Origin of the sequence: Spiroplasma endosymbiont of Megachile willughbiella (assembly GCF_964273395.1) — a bacterium.
GTDB lineage: Bacteria > Bacillota_I > Bacilli_A > Mycoplasmatales > Mycoplasmataceae > Spiroplasma_A > Spiroplasma_A apis.
In genome coordinates, this window is sequence record NZ_OZ187005.1 from 806,746 (window position 1) to 827,137 (window position 20,392).

Here is a 20,392-nt window from a genome sequence, read left to right on the forward strand (position 1 = left end):
AGCAATTGAAATTGCTTTTTTTATTTAATTTCCAAAGTATATTGAACTTTATTTATTAGTTTTCCATCTTTTAATATTTGTACTTGCTTACTGTTATGGACTTTATCAACTATACCTACTAATTGCTTTAAGTCTTCTTTTAATTCTGCCAAATCTTTTGATTGATATATAACAAAGGTTTTAAAATTTTTTGTATTTTCCATCTCTAACTGATTTTTTTGTTTCATATTTTCATTTGTGGTTCAACCGTTTGGTGACTCCCAATATAAAAATTTATTTTTATAGTCGTAGCTATTTCTATGTCCATCTTTAGTTAATGCTGTCTCAGAACTACAATCAATTAGCAACTCGTTGTTAAGACATCTTACAATACCTTTATTTTGTGTATCAGATGTAAAAGATTGCATATTAACCATTTTTCCTAGCAATGCTTTTGCTTGATTAACATTTAAATATATATTTTTGAATGATTCAATACTTTCATCGACAATGTTGTTTAATAAACTTTTATCATTTTTTAGCTTATATTTTATTAAATATGTAAGCTCTTTTATAAAAGCCTTATTATCATCTTCAAAAATACTTTCTAAAGATTTTTGAACATCGTTATAAAGAGGATTAGATTTGTTTATGCTATAAAAATAACTGTTTAAAAATAGAAAGTTTATTCTACTATTTGAAACAAACTTTTTATTTTCAAGAATGTAATAAAAACCTTCCAAGACTTCTCTTAAATTTATATAAGAGAACTTTTTGAATATTGTTAGACGGTTACGATTTTCTTTAAAGAAAGATCTCATTTTGTAAAAGCTTATTATATTGATACCATAATCATTAAAGAACGACTCGTAGTCTTCGAAAATTCCAGTAACATAACTTTCCATAATCTCATGATATAGATTATTGGACTCAAATGTTTTTAACTTTGAGATCAAGTCTTGCTTAATATATTCGTCCATTATAATTCTTGTGTTTCCTGGTAAGTAAGTATCTATATAATTAAATTTCTTAACAATTTCTTGTAAGTTTAAATTTTTAGTAAGTACTTGTATAGGAATCAATGGGTTAAATCTCTTGTTTACCTTCATATCAATATTATTAACAAAGTCATAAACTCTAAGTTTTTTATCCAAATGTTTTCTCAAACCCCTACCTAGTTGTTGTAAGTATAAAATTTTTGATGTTGTTGGTCTTAGAAAAAATACACAATTCACTTCTGGAACATCAAAACCTTCATTCAACATATCTCTAACACACAAATAATTTACTCTTCCTTCTCTAAAATCGGATATAACTTCTTTTGGAGGTTTTTTCATTTTCTTACTTTCAGAAACCAGTAGCGCACTTTTTTCTCCATGTTCTTTCAAATATATGTCTAAAGTTTCCGCTTGCTCAACACTTTCACAAAACATTATGGCTCTAATATGAGAATTATTTTGACCAAGATGCTCCATGATTGTTTTGTAAATAAAATCATTTCTTTTATTAGAACTTAAGGTTTTTAAGTATTCACCTTCACGTTTTAAAATATCAAATCCACTAAGATCAATAGAATTATCTTTGATGAAATAATAATCTACATCACAAAGAAAATCTTTTTCTAATGAATCATATAATCTGATATCTACCAAGGGTTCATCTCCAAAGTATTTCAATACATTTATACCATCAGTTCTTTCAGGTGTTGCTGTAAGACCAAATACGAAATTATCTTCTTTCACTACAGCATTGTAGATATTTAAGAAAGTTGTTGCCTCTAAGTGATGAGCTTCGTCAAATACAACGACATCGAAATAAGTATCTTTGAATTGTTCTATTTTATTATTACCTGTATAGTTAGTAGTAAATATTACTTTTTCTTTCTTGATATTCAAATTAGGATTAATGACATCGTATAAATCAACACCAAAGTCGTCTATGTTTAATATATTACGGAAGGTTTCTTTTGCTTGTTTCAATATTTCTGTTGATGGTGCTATATATAATAAGGACGGTTCATTGTTTTTGAATCACTTTTGCAAAATTCCATAAATAAAAGCTAAGGTTGCTGTTTTACCTGTTCCTGTCGCCATAATTAATAAGTGTTTTTTTATACCACTTAATAGCCTTTTCTCAAAATTAACAAGAATTTCTTTTTGATAATCATATGGTTTATAGTCTTTTTGAAGTTTATTCACTCTATCTAAATATTCAATAGGTAAATTATCGTACATTAAGTTTTTTATGGTAGCTATTTTTTCTTTCTCTAAAATATCAATAAATAAATTATCTTCAAATAAGTTGTCGAAGTCATTTATTGCTTGTTTAATAATTTCTTTTTCTCTAAATTCACTAATCTTAACACTATATTCTTTACCTGTTACAAAACCTGTTTTGGTAAAGTTGCTACTTCCAATGTAAAGAGAAGAAAATCCACTATCTCTTTCAAATAAATATGACTTGATGTGTAATCTATTTACATTTTCGCTAAAAAGATTTTCTATTTTCACTCTAATACGACTAGGATAATCTTCCACTAATTTTTGCAAGCCTTCAATATCCAAAAAATTAGATTCTCCGTTGTAAGTAGTTGTAATAATTTTTATCATAACGCTTTCATCAGTTTCTTTAATTATTTCTCTTAGTTCTGTTACACTTCATTTTGTTAGGAAAGGACAAATAATTTTAATTCTATCGCAAGAAAAAAACTCTTGATGCATTTCTTTATCAAGATTTCTCGTTATTATTTTATTTTGACTTAAATTATGAATATAAAATTTTTTTTCAAGATTCTTTCTGTTAGCAACTAATTCAGACAATTTATCATTTTTTAAAAAATTATTCAAATAATTTATTTTATCTGCTTTCTCCTGAAATTGTTTTAATTTTTCTTTAAGAAAACGTGAGAACTGATTAATTAATCATTCATCATCTACATCCTCTAATATATCAAGTTCGTCTTCCTTAAAAGCATCTGCTTCTAATCTTGTTAATAAAAGTTCATAAATTCCATTGTTAAAATTACTCATTTTGATTAACCTCATTTTCAGTTTAACAGAATTTTTACTTATTTTTTACCTATGATTGTGATTGTTTTGAGATTGAGAATTCTTTTATTATTATAATTTTTGATTATCTCAATATCTGTAAAGCCTATATTACTTAGCATTTCTTCAAATTCTTTAACACCATATCATCGTAATTTCATTAATTGTGTTTCACAAAGATTTTGGTCAACATAGTATTTAATTTCGTTGATTGTATACTGTTCATATCAATTGATCTCTTTAGAGTAATTCTCTACAACCACATGATCATTATTTAATTTATGTTCCATCGAATGTTTAGTACCTGCTTTAAAGTCTATTGGGAAAATTAAATCTATTGCCAAAGCACCACCCGATTTAAGGCTATTGTAAAAGTTTGTCAAGACTATATTTGCCTTTTCTCTATTTTCTAACAAACAAAAACTAGCATTCGGCATAATAATAAATTCAAAAAAATTGTTCTCGACATAATTTTCCAGGGTTGTATGAATAATACTAGCATTTAAACCCGCCATATTCATATTTTGTTTACAGATTTCAATCATTTCCAAAGACTTATCTACTCCAATAACATTGAGTTTGTATCTTAATAACGGTATTAAAAGTCTTCCATTGCCAACACCCGCTTCTAATATATAACCTTCTACTGGCAACAATAAATTTTTATAGAACTCCAAATCACCATCAACACTAGTTCCAGGTGGTTTAGTTTCATTATAAAGAATACAACTGTATTTAGAATATTTATTTTCCATTATTTATCTCCAATTTAATAATTATACAATAAACAAATTTTATAAATATTTTAAATAGATTGATGTTAAAAAAAACTTACCTTACGGTAAGTTTAGATTAAATTTATATCTTTCAAATAAACAATCATTCTAGAACTTATTTCTTGACTGGCAATATCAAGAATTTCTTTGAACTGCTGTTCATTTGTTTTGTTAGTGAATTTATCACTAACTATTTTAAACGAAAAAATGGGTTTTTTAAACAAGTAGGCGGCCTGGCAAAGAGCAGCGTACTCCATATCTACAACATCAATTTGGTCTTTTATAGGAACTATAAATAATTCTTTTTTTTCAAGGCTGTTAATGAATATGTCACTAGATGCAATATTACATATTTTTATATCTTTATTTGTTTTAAGAAATTGGTCTATCAGATTTAAATCTGAGGAAAAGAATTTTGGCATTTGAGGAATTTGACCGTAATTATATCCAAACCCAGTAGCATTGGCAGTGCTAAAGTAAGTTTTCTTGATAACTAGACATTCTAATGACTTATATTCATCGTTAACAGATCCAACAAGCCCACAATTGATGTAAAAATTTATTTTATAATTAGTTTCTAAAAATGTTAGACAACTAGAGGCATTTACTAAACCAATACCACTAATTGCAATCAAAATATTATCCTTTTGAAAGACTTTAAAGGGCCAACTTGATATTTGTTTTGCTGCACAATCGTTTAATAACGATTGTGCTTCTTCTTTCATTGCAAAAATTATACAAACATTCATTATTTAACACCTTTTACTCAATATGTATAAGCTTCTTTTAACCTAGTCCCGATGGAATCCATCCCATGCTTTGAAACAGCGACTTCAAATTGATTTTTCAACAACTCTATAAATCCCGTTTTCAAGTCAGAATAAACTAATGCGCGATATTTATCGACGTCCTTATATTTTCTTTCCGAAGAGATTTTATCAGCACAAAATACTATCATATCCAAGGTTGACATTTTTTTATCACCAACCGTATGTTTAAATATTGCGCTAAATATATCTTCGTCATCCATAAGTCAATCGTTTTTAATATGGATTGCACCAGCAAATGAGTGTCATACAGGTTTAGGTTCGTTTAGCAAAGTTTTATCAAAAGAACTTAATGCATTTATCATTGCTTCATCACTTCATTGTTTTGCAATATCATGAAGTGTACCCGCAATCAAAGCCTTGTTCAAATCATAGTTGTTCAAGTTAGCTAACATTAAAGCTTCTCTTCCAACATTTAATGAGTGAAAATATCTTTCTTCATCAACTTTAGATTCAAGTCTTTCATACAAATACATTAATTTTGAATTGACATAATCATTCACTTCTTTAATTTGTAAATGTAAATCTTCTAAATTTCTAATTTTTGTGGAACTAAGAAAATTATTTTCAAATTCGAAAGTTTCAATATCATATTTTTTGATAACATCTTTGTTAAAAGTTTTATTTCTTAAAAAAACTTTAAAATCTATCTCTTTAATCAATTTTTCAAAATGATCTCATTTTTCAAAATTATCCAATTGGTCAGAACCCATTATAAATGAAAATTTATAATCAGGAAACTCCTTTTTGTAATAACGTACCGTATCATATGTATAACTTTTTGTAGATTTTCTAATTTCAAAAGTTTTAATTTGTACAAAGTCAAGACTCTTGGTAGCTAATTTAAGCATCTCAAGTCTTTGTTTTACACTTGAACTAGACAAAACCTTAAAAGGGTTTACATATGCAGGTATAATTCAAACTTCATCAAATCCTAAATACGAGTGACAAGTTTTTACAATATTGACATGATCAGTATGAACTGGGTCAAAACTTCCACCGAATAAAGCTATTTTTTTCATTCTTATTAATCTTCTAATAAAGTTGAAAGATACAATCCAACCCCATTATCTTCAATAGATTTTAAGATAGTTTTAGCTGTATTTTTAAGTGCAGGGACAGCATTGTCGACAGCGCACCCAAACTTGGATTGCTTTGTCATTTCAATATCGTTGTTATTATCTCCAATTGTATGGATCAGCTCAACATCAACCCCAACTAAATCTGCTCATTTCTTTAAACCAGTTGCCTTATTGATATTCGAATTCATCGCATCAATAAGTATTCTATTATTCATTAAAGTTATGGGGTGATTTAAACCAAGGTTTGATAATAGATTCTTAGTATTTTCCACTATTTTTCCATTTCCTTCCTGAGGAAACGAGAACAAAAATTTAACAGGTTTATGGATATTTTTCATGACTGCTTCTTTCATGTCTTCAAGACTATCAATAAAAACAATTTTTGGCTTCATATCATTGTCGATATCTGCATAAGCTTTTTTAAAATAATTATCTCTTTCAGAGAATGTCAAGGCAATCATAGCAGATGAAGTATAGAAAGCTAAGTCAAGTTGATTTTCAATAGAGAAATCTATTAATTTAACACTTATCTCGGTATTTATTACATCTTCAAATATAACATTGCCAGTTATGGGGTCTGTTATTACTGCACCATTGCAACCAATTACTGGTAACTTGACCTCTAATTCTTTAGCATACATTTTAGTTGTTTCAAACGATCTTCCAGTTACAATAAAGAACCTAGAACCGCTATTTTGCTGATAATTTAATATATCATTTATTGTAGATTCTAAGATCTTGAAATCTTCATTTCTAACAATTGTACCGTCTAGGTCACAAGCTATAAAAGGCATCGCCATAATAAATATCTCTCCTGTAATTTTTTGATTTCTAAACTTATTTTAGCATTAAATAAAGTTTGTCCTTATACTATATTTAAAAAATATTTTAAGTTTTTTGCATTGAAAATAAATTTCATTTGTTTTATGGTATAGAAAAATCAATAACTTTTTAAAAAAAAGTGAAAAATTATTGCAACTCATTAAAATATTTGTTATTCTTATTTTGTCAATTTAGACAACTTATGGATAAACAACTGTTAATGACAAGCTCTTTCGCATCACTTTCGAGCCTCATTATAAGGTTGTTGATAGTTTTATTTATAACATCCTTTCTTTCGACTTGACTTATAATCGCTTTCCATAAGTTTACGAGTTATTATAAGTCTTATTCATTACTCATTCATATTTTTTAATTATTAACAAATCAACTATATATAAATGTATGTACTACATTTTACATAATAAAAAAAGACGCTTCGAACGTCTTTTTTTGTTTCTAAATATTATTATCAGGGTTGTTTTCATTGTTTTTAACATTATCATTTCAATAATTAACAAACGCTTGATATATTGATTTAGATTTATAGATATTAAGTCATACTTCAAGTTTTGTAGATGATAAATCGTATAAGTCATTATACCATCATTGTGAATAATCTAATGTATCGACTTTTTTACCATAGGTATCCAATGTGCCAACCATAAGTCTAAGATCAAATGGTTGTAAATTCTCTAGTCCAGCCTCATGTATAAAATCTCTTGAGTCAGAGTTACCGTTTTTATCAACGTCTACAATGTGGAATGGCAATTCATTTCCACTCTTATTAGAGATAAGTTCTGCAAATGCTTCATCATCATTAGATTTTCCATTTATAAAACTTGACGGATTTGAATGGTTAGTTAATTCACCAAAAACAAGATTACTAGCTGATATTTTATAATTGGTAATATTCTCATGTGTTTTCGAACTTGTATCGAAAATCTGTATTAATCTTTCTTTTGATGTTTTATTTATAACACCCAAAAGATTCCTAATTCTTCAATCAGAATCATCAGCATTATCACCTAACCATTGTTTTAAGTAACCTGCATCTTTAAACCATGATGGATTTTTTACATTATTATCATCAACTTCGCTTAAATTAAATGGTTCAATAACAGTCGCTTCACTATCTTTATAATCGTCTATTAATGTTTGATTATTCACGTTGCTTTTTTTATTAAACGTTTTTAGTAATGTTTCAAATCTTGGTTTAGTAAATACATTTTTAAACCCAAGATCAGAAATAAATTCATCTTTAAATGGAGTTTTATTTTCGTCTGACAAATAAGTGAAGTCTGGTCGATCACTTTCTGCAATTGGTTTATTGTAATATATTACTTTAAATTGATAACTACCATTTAAACCAAAATCTTCGTAATTTTCTGGTTTAAGTAGCGGAATATCATTGCCATTATTGAATGAATTACTTGAGAAATCATAGTTTCTTTTATACATTTCTATTGTTATATTTTTTTCAGCAAAATCAACTTCTGTCTTAGAAACATCATTGTCATTTTTACTAAATTTAATAATTTTAAGTAGATTTTCATATACAGTATTTGCTTCAGATTCAGAAAGACCACCATTCTTAGAAAAGTCAGTAGATAAATCTTTATCTTTTTTACTGATGAAGTCCTCGATTATATTATTAATAGTATTATAGTCATCAGAATTGATATACTCTGAATCACGCACTCTTTTTGCCTTTGTTATTATCGAATTTCAATACATTGTAATTAATGAGTTAGAATATACCAACTGTTCTTCCTTAAAGTCTCGTTTCCTTCTTAATAAAAGTTCTTTAAATAAGACAGCATAAATTTGATTTTTTATTCTTATTTGAATGTGATCTGAATTCATATTATCGCTTATAAATATTGGGTCATCTAATAAGTATTTTTCGATTGCTTCTTTTATCTTATCTTTAGCATTTTTAAGCGATTCATTAACGATATCACCTTGTAATATGGAGTTGTTTACAAAATCAGTTGCAGATGGAGTATAAATCAGCGAACCACTAGGGAGTGTAGTTCTATTCGGATCATAAATGTCTGTCAAATTTATAAGTTCAGATGAGTTAACAAATCCTTGATATATAAAACCACGTTTTTTTGTTTGATCACTTGTAGATGATGCAATTGGTAAAAATGCACTAGATCCATCAATTTTGTTATTTTCGTCTGGTCAAACTGCATCAGGATTAGAATTTTTGAGATTTACTGTTCCGTCATCATTAACTCCTACTTTTTGGTTGATGTTTATACGAGCATATACAGGATTATTTATTCCTACTCAACCTGTTAAGTCTTCATTCAAAAATGTTACAGATATACTTCATTGGTCATTATTTTCCATTCATCCACTTGCATTTTTTGCAAATGCATTTTTTTCGTTATCTACATCGTAAAGTTGATTAAAACCTCAATTTAAATTTTGTCACTGTAATTTTTGAACAATTCAACCTAATCCCGGTACTTTTGCTGAAATTTCTGACAATAACATATTAGACATAACAAAAGAGCGAAGACTTTCGATCATCGCTGTTGCTGTGGGATTATTTTTTATTACTTCAGTTAATTTAAGAGCTTCAACTAATTTTCATATTTCTTCAGTTGAGATATTTCCACCTAATTTTACATTATTTTCGGTTAATGAACTTTTTTTCAAACTAGTTAATGAAGTGATTTTTTCTTGTTCACTTGTAATAACATTCATTCTGCCTGTTCTTCCACAAGATACTACAGTTAAAAGAGAAGCGCTAGATATAGAAATTGAACCTAGTAACATTATCAGTTTATTCATGTATTTAACAACTCCTTTTTATTAACAATATTATATCTTAAATGTTTAATTTTAGATTAATATTGGTGTTATTTATTAAGACTAGTTATTCTTTTTTTTATTTTTATTTTGTATTCTAGCTTCTATTTTGTTTATTTTCAGGTCTCTTTTTTTACTTTTTCATTCACGATATTTTTCAAGCCATTTCCCTAATATTGCACTTATTTTTATTTGTATTCATTTTAAAATCATCCCTAATGCTCAAAAAACCACTATTGAAGTAAATAAACAACCAACACCATAATATAAAAATGCAGCAATTCCAGCAGTTCTTATTTTAAATTCATCACTAAATGCACCACTTATTGCTTTATAGGTATGGTGAGGTAATAACCCTCCCCCATTCATTAGTGAGATCAATCCTGGAATTAATATAAAAACGCTTCCTATTATAGCGAAATGAATGAACTTACTCCATTTCATATATTTAACTTTCGGGGTGTTTATAAACTTTTCGCTTAACTTCTCATTAATATATCAGTTTGCAGAAATAAAATATAGAAAAGGTATTATAGCAATCGAAGGAAATAAACCCAAAACAGTTGCAGCAAAAATAAATCCTTGACTAGAATGTGGTTCTGAACGAGAATCCAACAACAAAGAATGAACACCACGAGATCAATAAAAAAAACCAGAGTTTATATGAGGAACAACAATAGTGAGTGAAAGCATTATTAATTGAAATAGAAATAAGACAACAAGTGTGAATGATAACCAAAATATTTTATAAAGACTCTTGTAAGGTTTTAATCTTGTATTAAAATCTATTATTTTCTTCATAACTTTCTCCAATCAATATAAGTATATTTTAAAGGATTTTTTTACATTTAATAAAATAAACACTAAAATATCTACATATTTCTTATAAAATAATTTTAGCGAGGTATACAAATGAACGTAATTAAAGTGACCCCAAGAGGTTTTTGTTTAGGAGTAGTTAAATCTATCAAAATGGCAAAAGATGCGTTAAAAATGTACCCAGATAAAAAAGTATATATGATAGGTTTGTTAGTGCACAATAAAATAATAGTTAATGAACTTAGCGAATTAGGTATCATAGCAATCGATGACTGAAAAATTCCTAGAGAAGAAATAATAAGAAATATACCATTAGGTAGTGTGGTTGTATTTTCAGCGCATGGTACAAATGCAAAGGTTATAAAATTAGCAGAAGATTTAGGATTAATCACGATAGATACAAAATGTGAATGAGTTTTAGAAACCGAAATTTTAATTAACGAATATTTAGGTAAAGGTTACGATGTAATCTTTATTGGTAAACATAATCACCCCGAAACAATTGCTTTAACAAGTATAAATAAAGAAAAAGTTCATTTAGTCACAACCGTTGAAGAAGTTAAAAATCTCAACATAGAAAATGAAAATATATTTGTTACAAATCAAACCACTTTGTCAATAATAGATACAGAAGAAATCCATAAAGCAATTAAAAGTAAGTATGATAAATGTCTTTATAAAAATGATATATGTGAGGCAACATTAGTTAGACAACAAGCTGTCTTAGATTTAGATTCTAATTTGGTTGACCTTTTATATGTTGTTGGAGATGAAAGAAGTAACAATACTCTCAAACTTGTTGAGTTGGGTTTGAGTAAAGGAATAAAAACTTTACGAATAGACACAAAAAATAATATAGATTTAGATGACTTAAAAAATATTAAAACAGTAGCAGTCACAGCTGGTGCATCTACATCTAGTATAATCCAAAATCAAGTTATCAAATTTTTAGAAGAGCTTTAGAAAGAAAAAAAACCTATAAATATTAATTGGTACTAAAAGGAAATGCTTCTGGTTACCAATTTTTATTTTAGGTTTTTTTATTTTTTTAATAGATTATGAATGTATTTTTAATATCAAATGCGCATATTTTTAAGTCATCATTAAATGTTTTAAGTAACTTGTTCTTAATATCGTCAATAAAATGATTTTCCATGTAATGACCAACAGTTATTAAATCAATATTATTTTGATCTGCATATAACCATTGATCTCATTTTGCTTCACCAGTTATAAATACTTCGTTCTCAAGTTCCAAATAACTCATGGTTGATGCTCCCGAACCAGTAGTTAAATAAAACTTTTTAACAAACTTTTCTAAGTCTATATTTTTTGTTAGATTTGCTTGTTTGCGGCCGAATATAAATTTCATTTTATCAACTAACTCTTTTAGAGTTACGTCATTTAATAAATTTATTTTATAACCTTCATTAGTTTCTCCAACTTTTTCGACTTTTTTGATATTAAACTGAGTAGACAATAATTCAATTATATTTTGACTAACACTACAGTCGTAGTTTGTATGAATAGAAAATACTTGAATTTCGTGTTCTATAAGTAGATTACGCATTCTACGTTTAGCTGGATTTTTCATTTCTTCTTCAAGTGAGTTAAATAAAAATGGATGTCGAGATATTATAAAATTAGATTTAAGTTCAATAGCTTTCTCAATAACTTCTTTAGTAACATCTAAACAAACTACAACTGTATCTATTTCATCTTGACTTGGTAGATTGTAAACTTCTTCAATTTGAAAACCGACTTTGTCTCATTCAGCAGCAGTTACTTGTGGAAAGATGTCATTAAGATATTTTATTAGATTATTGACTTTAATTTTTGGCATTATTTATTAATCTCCTTCTTTAGCATTTTTTTTATGAAACGCTCTCTTTTTTTATATTGTTTATGTTTCTTTGTATGCTCTGGAATTTTAGTAAGAAGTAAATGTAGTTTTTGTTCTTCTTTCATTCAACGCTCTAAAAAAAGTTTATTTTGTTTATCTTTTTTTAAAATTGGACCAAAAACTAAATCTTGTTTTGTTCTTATTTTTTGACCAGCGTATTTATTTACTTTCATTAGTTCATAAATAATATCATTATCCAAAACTATTACTTCTTTTTCTACGTAATATTTATTCTTCTTAACCCATTCTCTTATCGGTTCTAGATTGGTATTAGAAGAAATAATGTAACAATCGATGTTGTCATTATCATTTTTTAGTATATCTAAAATAGTTGAAGAACCTACCCCAGCAATAATACAAGAAGAGATTTTTATATTTCTTGATTTTGTTCAAGAAATTCCGTTTTCTAATAATGTTTCAACTTTGTCTGAAACATTAAAACTATAAATATTATTTTTAGCTACTTCTAATGGTTTTTTTGCAATATCAGTAGCATATATTTTTTTGGCCTTATTTGCTTTTGCTAAATAAATAGATAGGTAAGCGTGATCAGTACCTATATCGGCTACAACTTCTCCATCAGAAACCAAGCTTGCTATAGTTAATAACCTGGGTCGTAAAAAATTCATATTAACCTTTAAAGAAATCTCTTAATACCTTTGCTTTTGGATTTGAAGCAGAAGGCTTAAACTTTCTAATAGTTTTAGCTTCAATTTGACGTATTCTCTCTCTTGTTACTTTAAGTTCCTTACCTACTTCTTCTAAAGTTTTTGGTGAATCATACTTAGATAAATGCAATTGAATCATCGGATGTCTATATCTTTGTATTTTTTCAATCGAAGTATCATAGTGTATATCTAGATCACTGATAGTTTCTTTTAGTTGTTCGTAAGAGTCATCTTCGCACTCCTCTGCCAATCTAACTAAAGTTCTAAGTTTAGTTGGAAGAATTCCAAATCTCATTCTTATAACTTTTTCTTCCCTAGGTGCAAGCAGTTCTGCAAATACATCATCAATAACTTCTCTTAGTGCTTCTTTTTCTGCATAATCGTCAGGAGAAGAAATGTCTTTGTCTTCAACGAAGTCACCAAAATGAGTATCATCTTCATCACCGAATGGTTTTTCTAAACTAACTGGCTCTATTGATAACTTTTTAATTTCAACAACTTTTTGAGGTGTTATTCCTTTACCAAAGTTTTTTGCTATTTCCTTAGATGTTGGTTCGCGTCCTAACTCTTGAGTTAATTGTCTTTCGATTCTTGTTAATTTATTTATAGTTTCAACCATGTGAACTGGTATACGTATTGTTCTAGCTTGGTCAGCGATTGCTCTAGTTATAGCTTGACGAATTCATCAAGTTGCATAAGTAGAAAATTTGAAACCCTTTGTATAGTCAAATTTATCAACAGCTTTCATCAAACCAATATTACCTTCTTCAATAAGGTCTGCAAAATCTAACCCTCTATTTAAGTGTTTACGAGCTACAGAAATTACAAGCTTAAGGTTAGAAGTTATAAGTTTGTCTCTACCTTCTTTTCTGATTTCTGGATCATCATCTTCTAACATTTTCGCATATATAACTTCTTCATCTTTTGTCAAAATCTTAGATGAACCAATTTGATTAAAGTATGACTTTATGATATCTTGTATTTTTGTTTCATTACTGATACCACCAACCCTATATTTTACAGGACCGCTGTTTTGGTTTGCACTTTTAATATCTTTTTGTTGTTTTTTTCTTTTTGCAAAACCTTCAGCTAAATCAGAAGCTGATTCACCATCTTCTTCATCAAGGTTTGAAGTTAATTTTTCTAAATCCTCTTCTTCTATCAATTCATCGGTAAATACTACATTTCTAGAAGCTAGTTCTTGAAACAATTCTCCAATTTCATCGTCATCTACATCTTTGAACTTTTTAAAGATGACTTCTTGTATTTCTTCTTGAGCAATTTCATTATCATTTTTTTCTAAATAACTAAAAAGATACTCCTTAAATTCCTCCATTGTTTCAAATTTCTTTAAATTTAATGCCATTGTTAATTTCCTCTCTTTTTTTCTACAACCTGTATTTGTTTTCTAATATTGTCAATTTGCAACATAAGGTCTTTCTTTAATTGATAATTGTTAGTTGATTTTAATTTATTGATATAATTTTCTTCTTCTAATTTTAAACGATAAATCTCGATTGTATCAAAAATATCTTCTATTGCTTTTTCCGATAACCTATTCTGAACTCAAGCAAAGTTCAAGTTATTTATATTATATAGAATTTCTTGAAATTTACGGCTTATTTGTGAAGCCGCGTTAGCAATTATTTCAAAATCATTACCATTGTATTTATTTTCTCGGTATTGTTCTATTATAAACTTAGCTATCGTTCGTAATGAACTGGATTCAAATAAATTTAATTTTTTTTCAATAACCTTAGCATTTTCATCACTTCTTAAAAGTTCTAAAATTATTGCCGACTCAGCTTTATTTTTTGCAGATTTAATCCTATTAAAATCCCGTTTATTTAAGTTATTATCAAAACTTTTTTTAGTAACTAAGTTTAGTGTTTTTTCTTGCAAGTCATAATTTGGTATAAAAAATCCATTATCTTGTGTTTCATTACCAATAATATATGGAGGAATAAATTCCGTTTTTGGTTTCTCTTCCTTAACAAATATATTTGGAGTTGTCTTTGCTAAAGTTTTCTCTATAAGAGATTTATCTATATTTGTTAACTCAGAAATTTTATTGATGTTCTTAGCTGAAATAATTTCGTTTTTTTCATATTGTAAAACATCAATAACGTTTTTAATAAAATTATCGACTTGTAATGTGTCATTCAAATCAGTTTCTTTAACAAAATAGTCAATTGCAAAGTCTACTGGATGTTTTGAATTAGCTATCATTTGATTAATTAAATTTACTTCACCTGCTGTAACTAATTCATCAGGGTCCTTAGATGTATCATTTTGAATTATTGTTACATTTAACCTCTTTGACATAAGAAACTTTGCAATTTTTAGCGCGGCCATAACTCCTGGTTTGTCACCATCTAAAAAGAGTTTTATGTTTTTAGTAACTTTTGTTATCAAATCTAGATGAAAGTTTGAGAAAGTTGTTCCCATGATTGCAATAGAGTTTTTTATATTAATTCTTTCTAAACTTATAACATCCATAAAACCTTCCAAAATTAAAATCTCGTTTTTGATTCTGATCTCTTTTTTTGCATTTTCTAAATTATAAGCTAACTGAGATTTTTTAAATACATTGTTTTCACTACTGTTTTTATATTTAGGTGTATCATTTGGATCTACCACTCTTCCAGAAAAACCTATAATATTAGAATCTATATCTGTAATAGGGAAAATTATTCTATCTTTAAAAAACGGTACTTGATTAACTCCTTGAGTATAAATAAGTCCTGATATTTCTATTTCTTTTTTTGTGAAACCTTTTCCTTTAAGAAATGAATACAAATTTGAATTACCCGGGCAGTAACCAATCTTAAATTTTTCTATTTCTTGTGAAGATATATTTCTATTTGTAAGATAGTTACGAGCTTTTTTTGCTTCACTAGTAAGTAATAGTCCATTAAAAAATTTAGCGGCTTCTTTATTCAAATCGAATAATCTAGATTCGAAAGAAGAGACTTTTGGTTTATCTTCTAAATTATTTAACCCCTCGATAACTATGTTTAAATCTTTTGCTAGTAAAGATAATGCCGTATAAAAACTTATATTATTAAATTCTTGTAAGAAAGTTATTGCATTGCCACCTGTCCCGCAAACAAAACATTTAAAGATTTTTTTCTCCTTAGATATCATTAAAGATGGAGATGAATCATCATGAAATGGACAAACAGCCCTGTAATCTCTACCTTTTTTTTGTAAATCTAAGTATTTACCAATCACTTCACTGATATCTGTTAATTGTATAATGTTGTCAATCTGTTGTTGTGAGATTTTCATTTATCTTTTTCCTCTTAAGAAAGTTTATTCAATAAGTATGATTTTAAATCTTTTACATTAATTCTTTCTTGTTCCATTGTATCTCTATTTCGTACTGTTACACAACCATCATTTTCAGTGTCGAAATCGATAGTTATACAAAATGGAGTACCTATTGCATCTTGTCTTCTATATCTCTTACCTATATTACCTGTTTCATCAAATGTTGCATCAAAATCCAATAAAAGATTTTCATATAATTTATAAGCTTCTTCTTTTTGTTGTTTTTGAAGAGGCATAACAGCTAATGAGTATGGTGCTAATGCATAAGGTAATTTTAAAACAACTCTTGTTCCAGACTCTAAAGATTCTTCATAGTAACTTTGACATAAAATAGCCAACATTAGTCTTTCCACACCAACACTTGGCTCAATAACGTGTGGTATTATTTTTTTATTAGTTAAAGGGTCTAAATATGACAAGTCTTCCCCACTAAACTTTTGGTGTTGAGAAAGGTCATAATCTGATCTATGAGCAATTCCTCATAATTCACCAACTCCGAAAGGAAATTTAAATTCAATATCAGTAGTTTTGTTTGAGTAATGTGAAAGTTCATCTTCGCTATGTGCTCTTAAAATGAAATTCTCTTTTTTAAGCTGAACTTTATTTTCCAAAAAATAAACTACTTTATTTTGTCAATAATCAAATCAATCAAAACTATCATCAGGAGAAAAGAAAAACTCTAATTCCATTTGTTCAAATTCTCTAGTTCTAAATATGAAGTTACCTGGTGTTATCTCATTTCTAAAAGATTTACCGATTTGTCCAATTCCAAATGGTAATTTCATTCTTAAAGACCTTTGACAATTTTTGTATTGAGTAAATATACCTTGTGCAGTTTCTGGTCTAAGATAAACAATTGAAGAGTCATCTTCAACAACACCTTGATTAGTTTTAAACATTAAAGTAAACTGTCTTATATTTGTGAAATCTAACTTACCACATTTTGGACAAGCTATTTGTTTTTCTTGTATATAGTTCTCTAACTCCTCGTTTTTCCAACCACCAACATTCATATCTGGAAACTTTTCTTCAATAAGTTTGTCAGCTCTTCATCTAGAATTACAGTTTTTACAATCAAGTAAAGGATCATTAAAGTTACCTAAATGACCACTAGCTTTTCAAACATTACTATTAAGAATAATTGAAGAATCTAATCCAATATTATGAGGATTTCTTCTAACAAAAAAATCTCATCACATTTTTTTTAGTTTATTTTTCATTTCTGCACCTAACGGTCCATAATCCCATGAATTAGCTAAACCTCCATAAATTTCTGAGCCTTGAAACACAAATCCTTGCGATTTTAGATGTGCTATTAATTTATCAATTTCTAATTTCATTTCTTTTAAACTCCTTACAAATAAAAAAACAAACTTGATATCGTTTGTTGATTTACACACTATTTGTACCCTATTGATTGTCTATGTATACCAAGTTTTTGTCAACCTACTATAAGTGTTATTTATATAAATCGATGATCTTCTGGTTTAAGTTTGTAGCGGAAGTGTTCTTCAATAATTTTGAAGGTGGTATATAAAAGCCTAAATCATACTCGAAATAATCCAATAATATATTGTGTAAAACAATTAAATCATGTGGGTTATATTTCTTTTGTATGATTTCAATAAATGACAAACTATCGAAAGTTGTTATTAAATCTATGAAAGATATAGGTTGCTTAACTTCTTCGGGTCAAATACATTTATAACAAATTAAAGTTTTATTAGAATGTTCAAATCTAACAAAACGATTATTAGTTTTTCTGCATCTACTACATTTTGAAATATGAAATTTATACCTGCTATTTTGAAGTAGAAAAAACAATAACATTAAGTAGTTTTTAAATGCATCTCTGTTTGACTCCATATTTTCCATACAAATTACTAATGCATCAAAAAACTTGTAGTTTTTTTGACCAAATTCGAATATTTGTTCTGTAACTTTCATAATTATTGAACAATAGACATAATTGGTAAAATTTTTTGTTATAGCATAATAATCTTTTATTAAGTATCCAGTTTTTAATTTACTATACTTATCGCTTCTCTTGGATTTGAATATTTCAAAATGACTATACGAGAAATTTTGAACAGAGTAGCTGTTTTTAGAGGTGCTTTTATTAACACCAGGAGCATATAAATTAAGTTTTCCATATTGTCTTGTAAAAACCGTCAAAATTTTATCAAATTCTTCATAATCTTCGTTACTTATTACAAAAGCATCTATTTTAATAGCACTCATTTGAAGTTTTTAATAGCTATCCTTATCATAACCAAGTTGTTTTAATAAGGAAGCAGATTGTTTTCATTTTTCCTTAGTTTTAACAAACAACTCTAAATAAAACTGCTTTGTAAAAAGTTCTTCTAATTTTTTTCTAGATTCAATACCAATGGACTTGATTTTGCATCCTTTGCTTCCAATAATAATTCCTTTTTGACTAGTGCGTTCACATATAATAGATGCAATGACTTTGATAATATTTTTATTTTCTTCAAATTTATCTATTAATATAGCAACACTATGTGGAATTTCTTGTTCAGTTTGGAGCAATATTTCTTCTCTTATTATTTCACGTATCATGAATCTTTCGGGTTGATCTGTATATTGGTCATCAGGGTAAAACTTAACACCATTTTCAGGTAAAACTTCTTTTATTTTTTCTAGTAAAACATCCAAATTGAAGTTCATAGTAGAAGAAACTTTTATAATTTGAGCAAAGTTAAAACCTTGGTTTTTTCAATCTTTGATTTTAATGTCCATACTTTTTTCATCAACTAAATCTGCTTTAGTTATAATCAAAAATACTGGTAGATCTCTTTCTTTAAGAGCGTTTAGTACAAATCTATCATTTTCTCCGATAAATTCATCTGAAGGTGCTAAAAACAATATTAGGTCTACACCTTTAGTAGTTTGCAAAGCTACTTTATTCATATATTTACCCAACTCATTGTGAGGTTTATGAACCCCTGGTGTATCAACGAATACATATTGGCAGTCCTCTTTTGTTAGAATTCCATTAATTCTATTTCTAGTAGTCTGTGCCTTATTTGTTACAATGGCTATTTTTTTAGATAATAAAGTATTAAGTAAGGTAGATTTTCCAACATTTGGTCTACCTATGATTGCTATGAATCCTGATTTAATATTGTCCACGTTTTTTTTCTCCTTAGAAGCTAAATCGTTGTGGCAGCTTCTTTTAATGTATTATTTCTTTCTTCTAAAAATTCCTCAAATTCATCTTGACTTTCAAAACTATTAAGAACTATTGCTTTAATTTCTTCCCTATCTTTGATAGTTCATGTGTAACGAATCGATGCTTTAAAACTTAAAAACCAAGGTACAAAGATCGCAAGATATGCATAATAATATCTATAGCCACTAATGTAAGCTTTATTTTGTACCAAATATAAGCTATAAATAAATAAACATAACAAAAATGTTTGATTAACTCAATAAAAAATTAAGCTTATTTTACTATAGGGTATTACATAGGCACCTAGAAAAACTACATACCCGAAAATTAATATAATATATTTCATTACAGTAAAATTAGTATCAATAAACACATCACATAGTTCGAAAATAGAGGCCGTTAAGATAGCGAATCACCCTGCAATAATCATCCCTTTTCTAGATTTGATTTCTCCTGGGGTAACTCATGTTTTAAATACAAATGCGTTCTCTTTATCCTCTGTTTTTCTATATCTATCTACCCTAATTCATTCTCTATTAAGCATATTAACATCCTTAAATATAGAACACATAGGAATAAATGATCAAACTGCTATAAAAATGCAAAGCAATCATAACCATTGAGTTTTTAATACTTCCCAAATAAAAGAAATATTTTTAAATGAGTGAAGTAAACCTGTTCAATCTAATATAAATATAAAACTTCCATACAATAAAGCTTCTGAAATAAATAGTAGGTTAAAAAAGACGGTGTAAATGGTTGTACCAACACCCATAGTCATATTCAACATGACAATTAGAACAGTTGATAATATAAATATATGGTAAATTTGTATGTATATATAACTATTTAAGACTGATAATTGTTCTTTATATAGTCAAGACATAGCTTCATTACTTATAAGCGAATTATTATATTGCTTACCAACAACAAATCTTGCATATAAAAAGAATGCAATTCAAAGACATTGAAATATCATAGCTCAAGTAGCCTTACAACAACTACTTAATCTAGCTAAATAATCTCCTTCTGAGACCATATTTACATATTTTGATTTTAAAAATCTCTTTGTGAAAACTTCACCAAGTTTACCATCAATATTTTTACTCATATGTCCCAT

General features: G+C 27.6%; 16 protein-coding genes. 1 reads left to right on the plus strand and 15 read right to left on the minus strand.

Annotation, left to right across the window (positions count from 1 at the left end; all coding sequences use genetic code 4):
- Positions 1 to 20: 20 nt before the first annotated feature.
- From ACI2WZ_RS03535 to ACI2WZ_RS03565, 7 genes are all read right to left on the minus strand, one after another.
- Positions 21 to 3,008 (minus strand): DEAD/DEAH box helicase family protein, encoded by a 2,988-nt coding sequence (locus ACI2WZ_RS03535; protein ID WP_500244656.1) that lies wholly within the window; start codon positions 3,006 to 3,008, stop codon positions 21 to 23.
- Positions 3,009 to 3,046: 38 nt separating this feature from the next.
- The gene (locus ACI2WZ_RS03540; RefSeq protein WP_500244657.1) at positions 3,047 to 3,781 is read right to left on the minus strand and encodes a class I SAM-dependent methyltransferase; all 735 of its coding nucleotides are present in this window, start codon (positions 3,779 to 3,781) and stop codon (positions 3,047 to 3,049) included.
- A 92-nt stretch (positions 3,782 to 3,873) separates the two neighbouring features.
- Positions 3,874 to 4,551 carry a 5'-methylthioadenosine/S-adenosylhomocysteine nucleosidase gene (locus ACI2WZ_RS03545; protein ID WP_023789706.1) on the minus strand — a complete coding sequence of 226 codons (678 nt, stop codon included), beginning with the start codon at positions 4,549 to 4,551 and terminating at the stop codon, positions 3,874 to 3,876.
- Positions 4,551 to 5,651 (minus strand): nicotinate-nucleotide adenylyltransferase, encoded by a 1,101-nt coding sequence (locus ACI2WZ_RS03550; RefSeq protein WP_500244658.1) that lies wholly within the window; start codon positions 5,649 to 5,651, stop codon positions 4,551 to 4,553. Before ACI2WZ_RS03550 ends, ACI2WZ_RS03545 begins: the two co-directional genes overlap by 1 nt.
- A 5-nt stretch (positions 5,652 to 5,656) precedes the next feature.
- Positions 5,657 to 6,511, minus strand: a complete 855-nt coding sequence (locus tag ACI2WZ_RS03555; RefSeq protein WP_500244659.1) for an HAD-IIB family hydrolase — start codon at positions 6,509 to 6,511, stop codon at positions 5,657 to 5,659.
- A 478-nt stretch (positions 6,512 to 6,989) separates the two neighbouring features.
- Positions 6,990 to 9,338 carry a hypothetical protein gene (locus ACI2WZ_RS03560; RefSeq protein ID WP_500244660.1) on the minus strand — a complete coding sequence of 783 codons (2,349 nt, stop codon included), beginning with the start codon at positions 9,336 to 9,338 and terminating at the stop codon, positions 6,990 to 6,992.
- Between the two features lie 81 nt (positions 9,339 to 9,419).
- A complete protein-coding gene (locus ACI2WZ_RS03565) occupies positions 9,420 to 10,157 on the minus strand; it encodes a hypothetical protein (RefSeq protein WP_500244661.1) in 738 nt (245 codons plus the stop codon).
- Positions 10,158 to 10,268: 111 nt separating this feature from the next.
- Here ACI2WZ_RS03565 and ispH point away from each other — a divergent pair, with 111 nt between their 5' ends.
- Positions 10,269 to 11,138: a 4-hydroxy-3-methylbut-2-enyl diphosphate reductase gene (gene ispH / locus ACI2WZ_RS03570; RefSeq protein WP_500244662.1), complete on the plus strand. Its 870-nt coding sequence runs from the start codon at positions 10,269 to 10,271 to the stop codon at positions 11,136 to 11,138.
- An 85-nt stretch (positions 11,139 to 11,223) separates the two neighbouring features.
- Here ispH and ACI2WZ_RS03575 read toward each other — a convergent pair whose 3' ends face one another.
- From ACI2WZ_RS03575 to ACI2WZ_RS03610, 8 genes are all read right to left on the minus strand, one after another.
- Complete coding sequence (locus ACI2WZ_RS03575; RefSeq protein WP_500244663.1) at positions 11,224 to 12,018, minus strand: Nif3-like dinuclear metal center hexameric protein; 795 nt, start codon at positions 12,016 to 12,018, stop codon at positions 11,224 to 11,226.
- The gene (locus ACI2WZ_RS03580; RefSeq protein WP_500244664.1) at positions 12,018 to 12,707 is read right to left on the minus strand and encodes a tRNA (adenine(22)-N(1))-methyltransferase; all 690 of its coding nucleotides are present in this window, start codon (positions 12,705 to 12,707) and stop codon (positions 12,018 to 12,020) included. Before ACI2WZ_RS03580 ends, ACI2WZ_RS03575 begins: the two co-directional genes overlap by 1 nt.
- Before the next feature lies 1 nt (position 12,708).
- Complete coding sequence (locus ACI2WZ_RS03585; RefSeq protein WP_023789722.1) at positions 12,709 to 14,112, minus strand: sigma-70 family RNA polymerase sigma factor; 1,404 nt, start codon at positions 14,110 to 14,112, stop codon at positions 12,709 to 12,711.
- Between the two features lie 2 nt (positions 14,113 to 14,114).
- Positions 14,115 to 16,037, minus strand: coding sequence for a DNA primase (gene dnaG, locus ACI2WZ_RS03590; RefSeq protein ID WP_500244665.1), 1,923 nt, complete (start codon positions 16,035 to 16,037; stop codon positions 14,115 to 14,117).
- A 14-nt stretch (positions 16,038 to 16,051) separates the two neighbouring features.
- Positions 16,052 to 17,419, minus strand: coding sequence for a glycine--tRNA ligase (locus ACI2WZ_RS03595; RefSeq protein WP_023789726.1), 1,368 nt, complete (start codon positions 17,417 to 17,419; stop codon positions 16,052 to 16,054).
- A 118-nt stretch (positions 17,420 to 17,537) separates the two neighbouring features.
- The gene (gene recO / locus ACI2WZ_RS03600; RefSeq protein ID WP_500244666.1) at positions 17,538 to 18,320 is read right to left on the minus strand and encodes a DNA repair protein RecO; all 783 of its coding nucleotides are present in this window, start codon (positions 18,318 to 18,320) and stop codon (positions 17,538 to 17,540) included.
- A 9-nt stretch (positions 18,321 to 18,329) separates the two neighbouring features.
- Positions 18,330 to 19,232 carry a GTPase Era gene (era, locus tag ACI2WZ_RS03605; RefSeq protein ID WP_023789730.1) on the minus strand — a complete coding sequence of 301 codons (903 nt, stop codon included), beginning with the start codon at positions 19,230 to 19,232 and terminating at the stop codon, positions 18,330 to 18,332.
- A gap of 20 nt (positions 19,233 to 19,252) precedes the next feature.
- Complete coding sequence (locus ACI2WZ_RS03610) at positions 19,253 to 20,392, minus strand: hypothetical protein (protein ID WP_500244667.1); 1,140 nt, start codon at positions 20,390 to 20,392, stop codon at positions 19,253 to 19,255.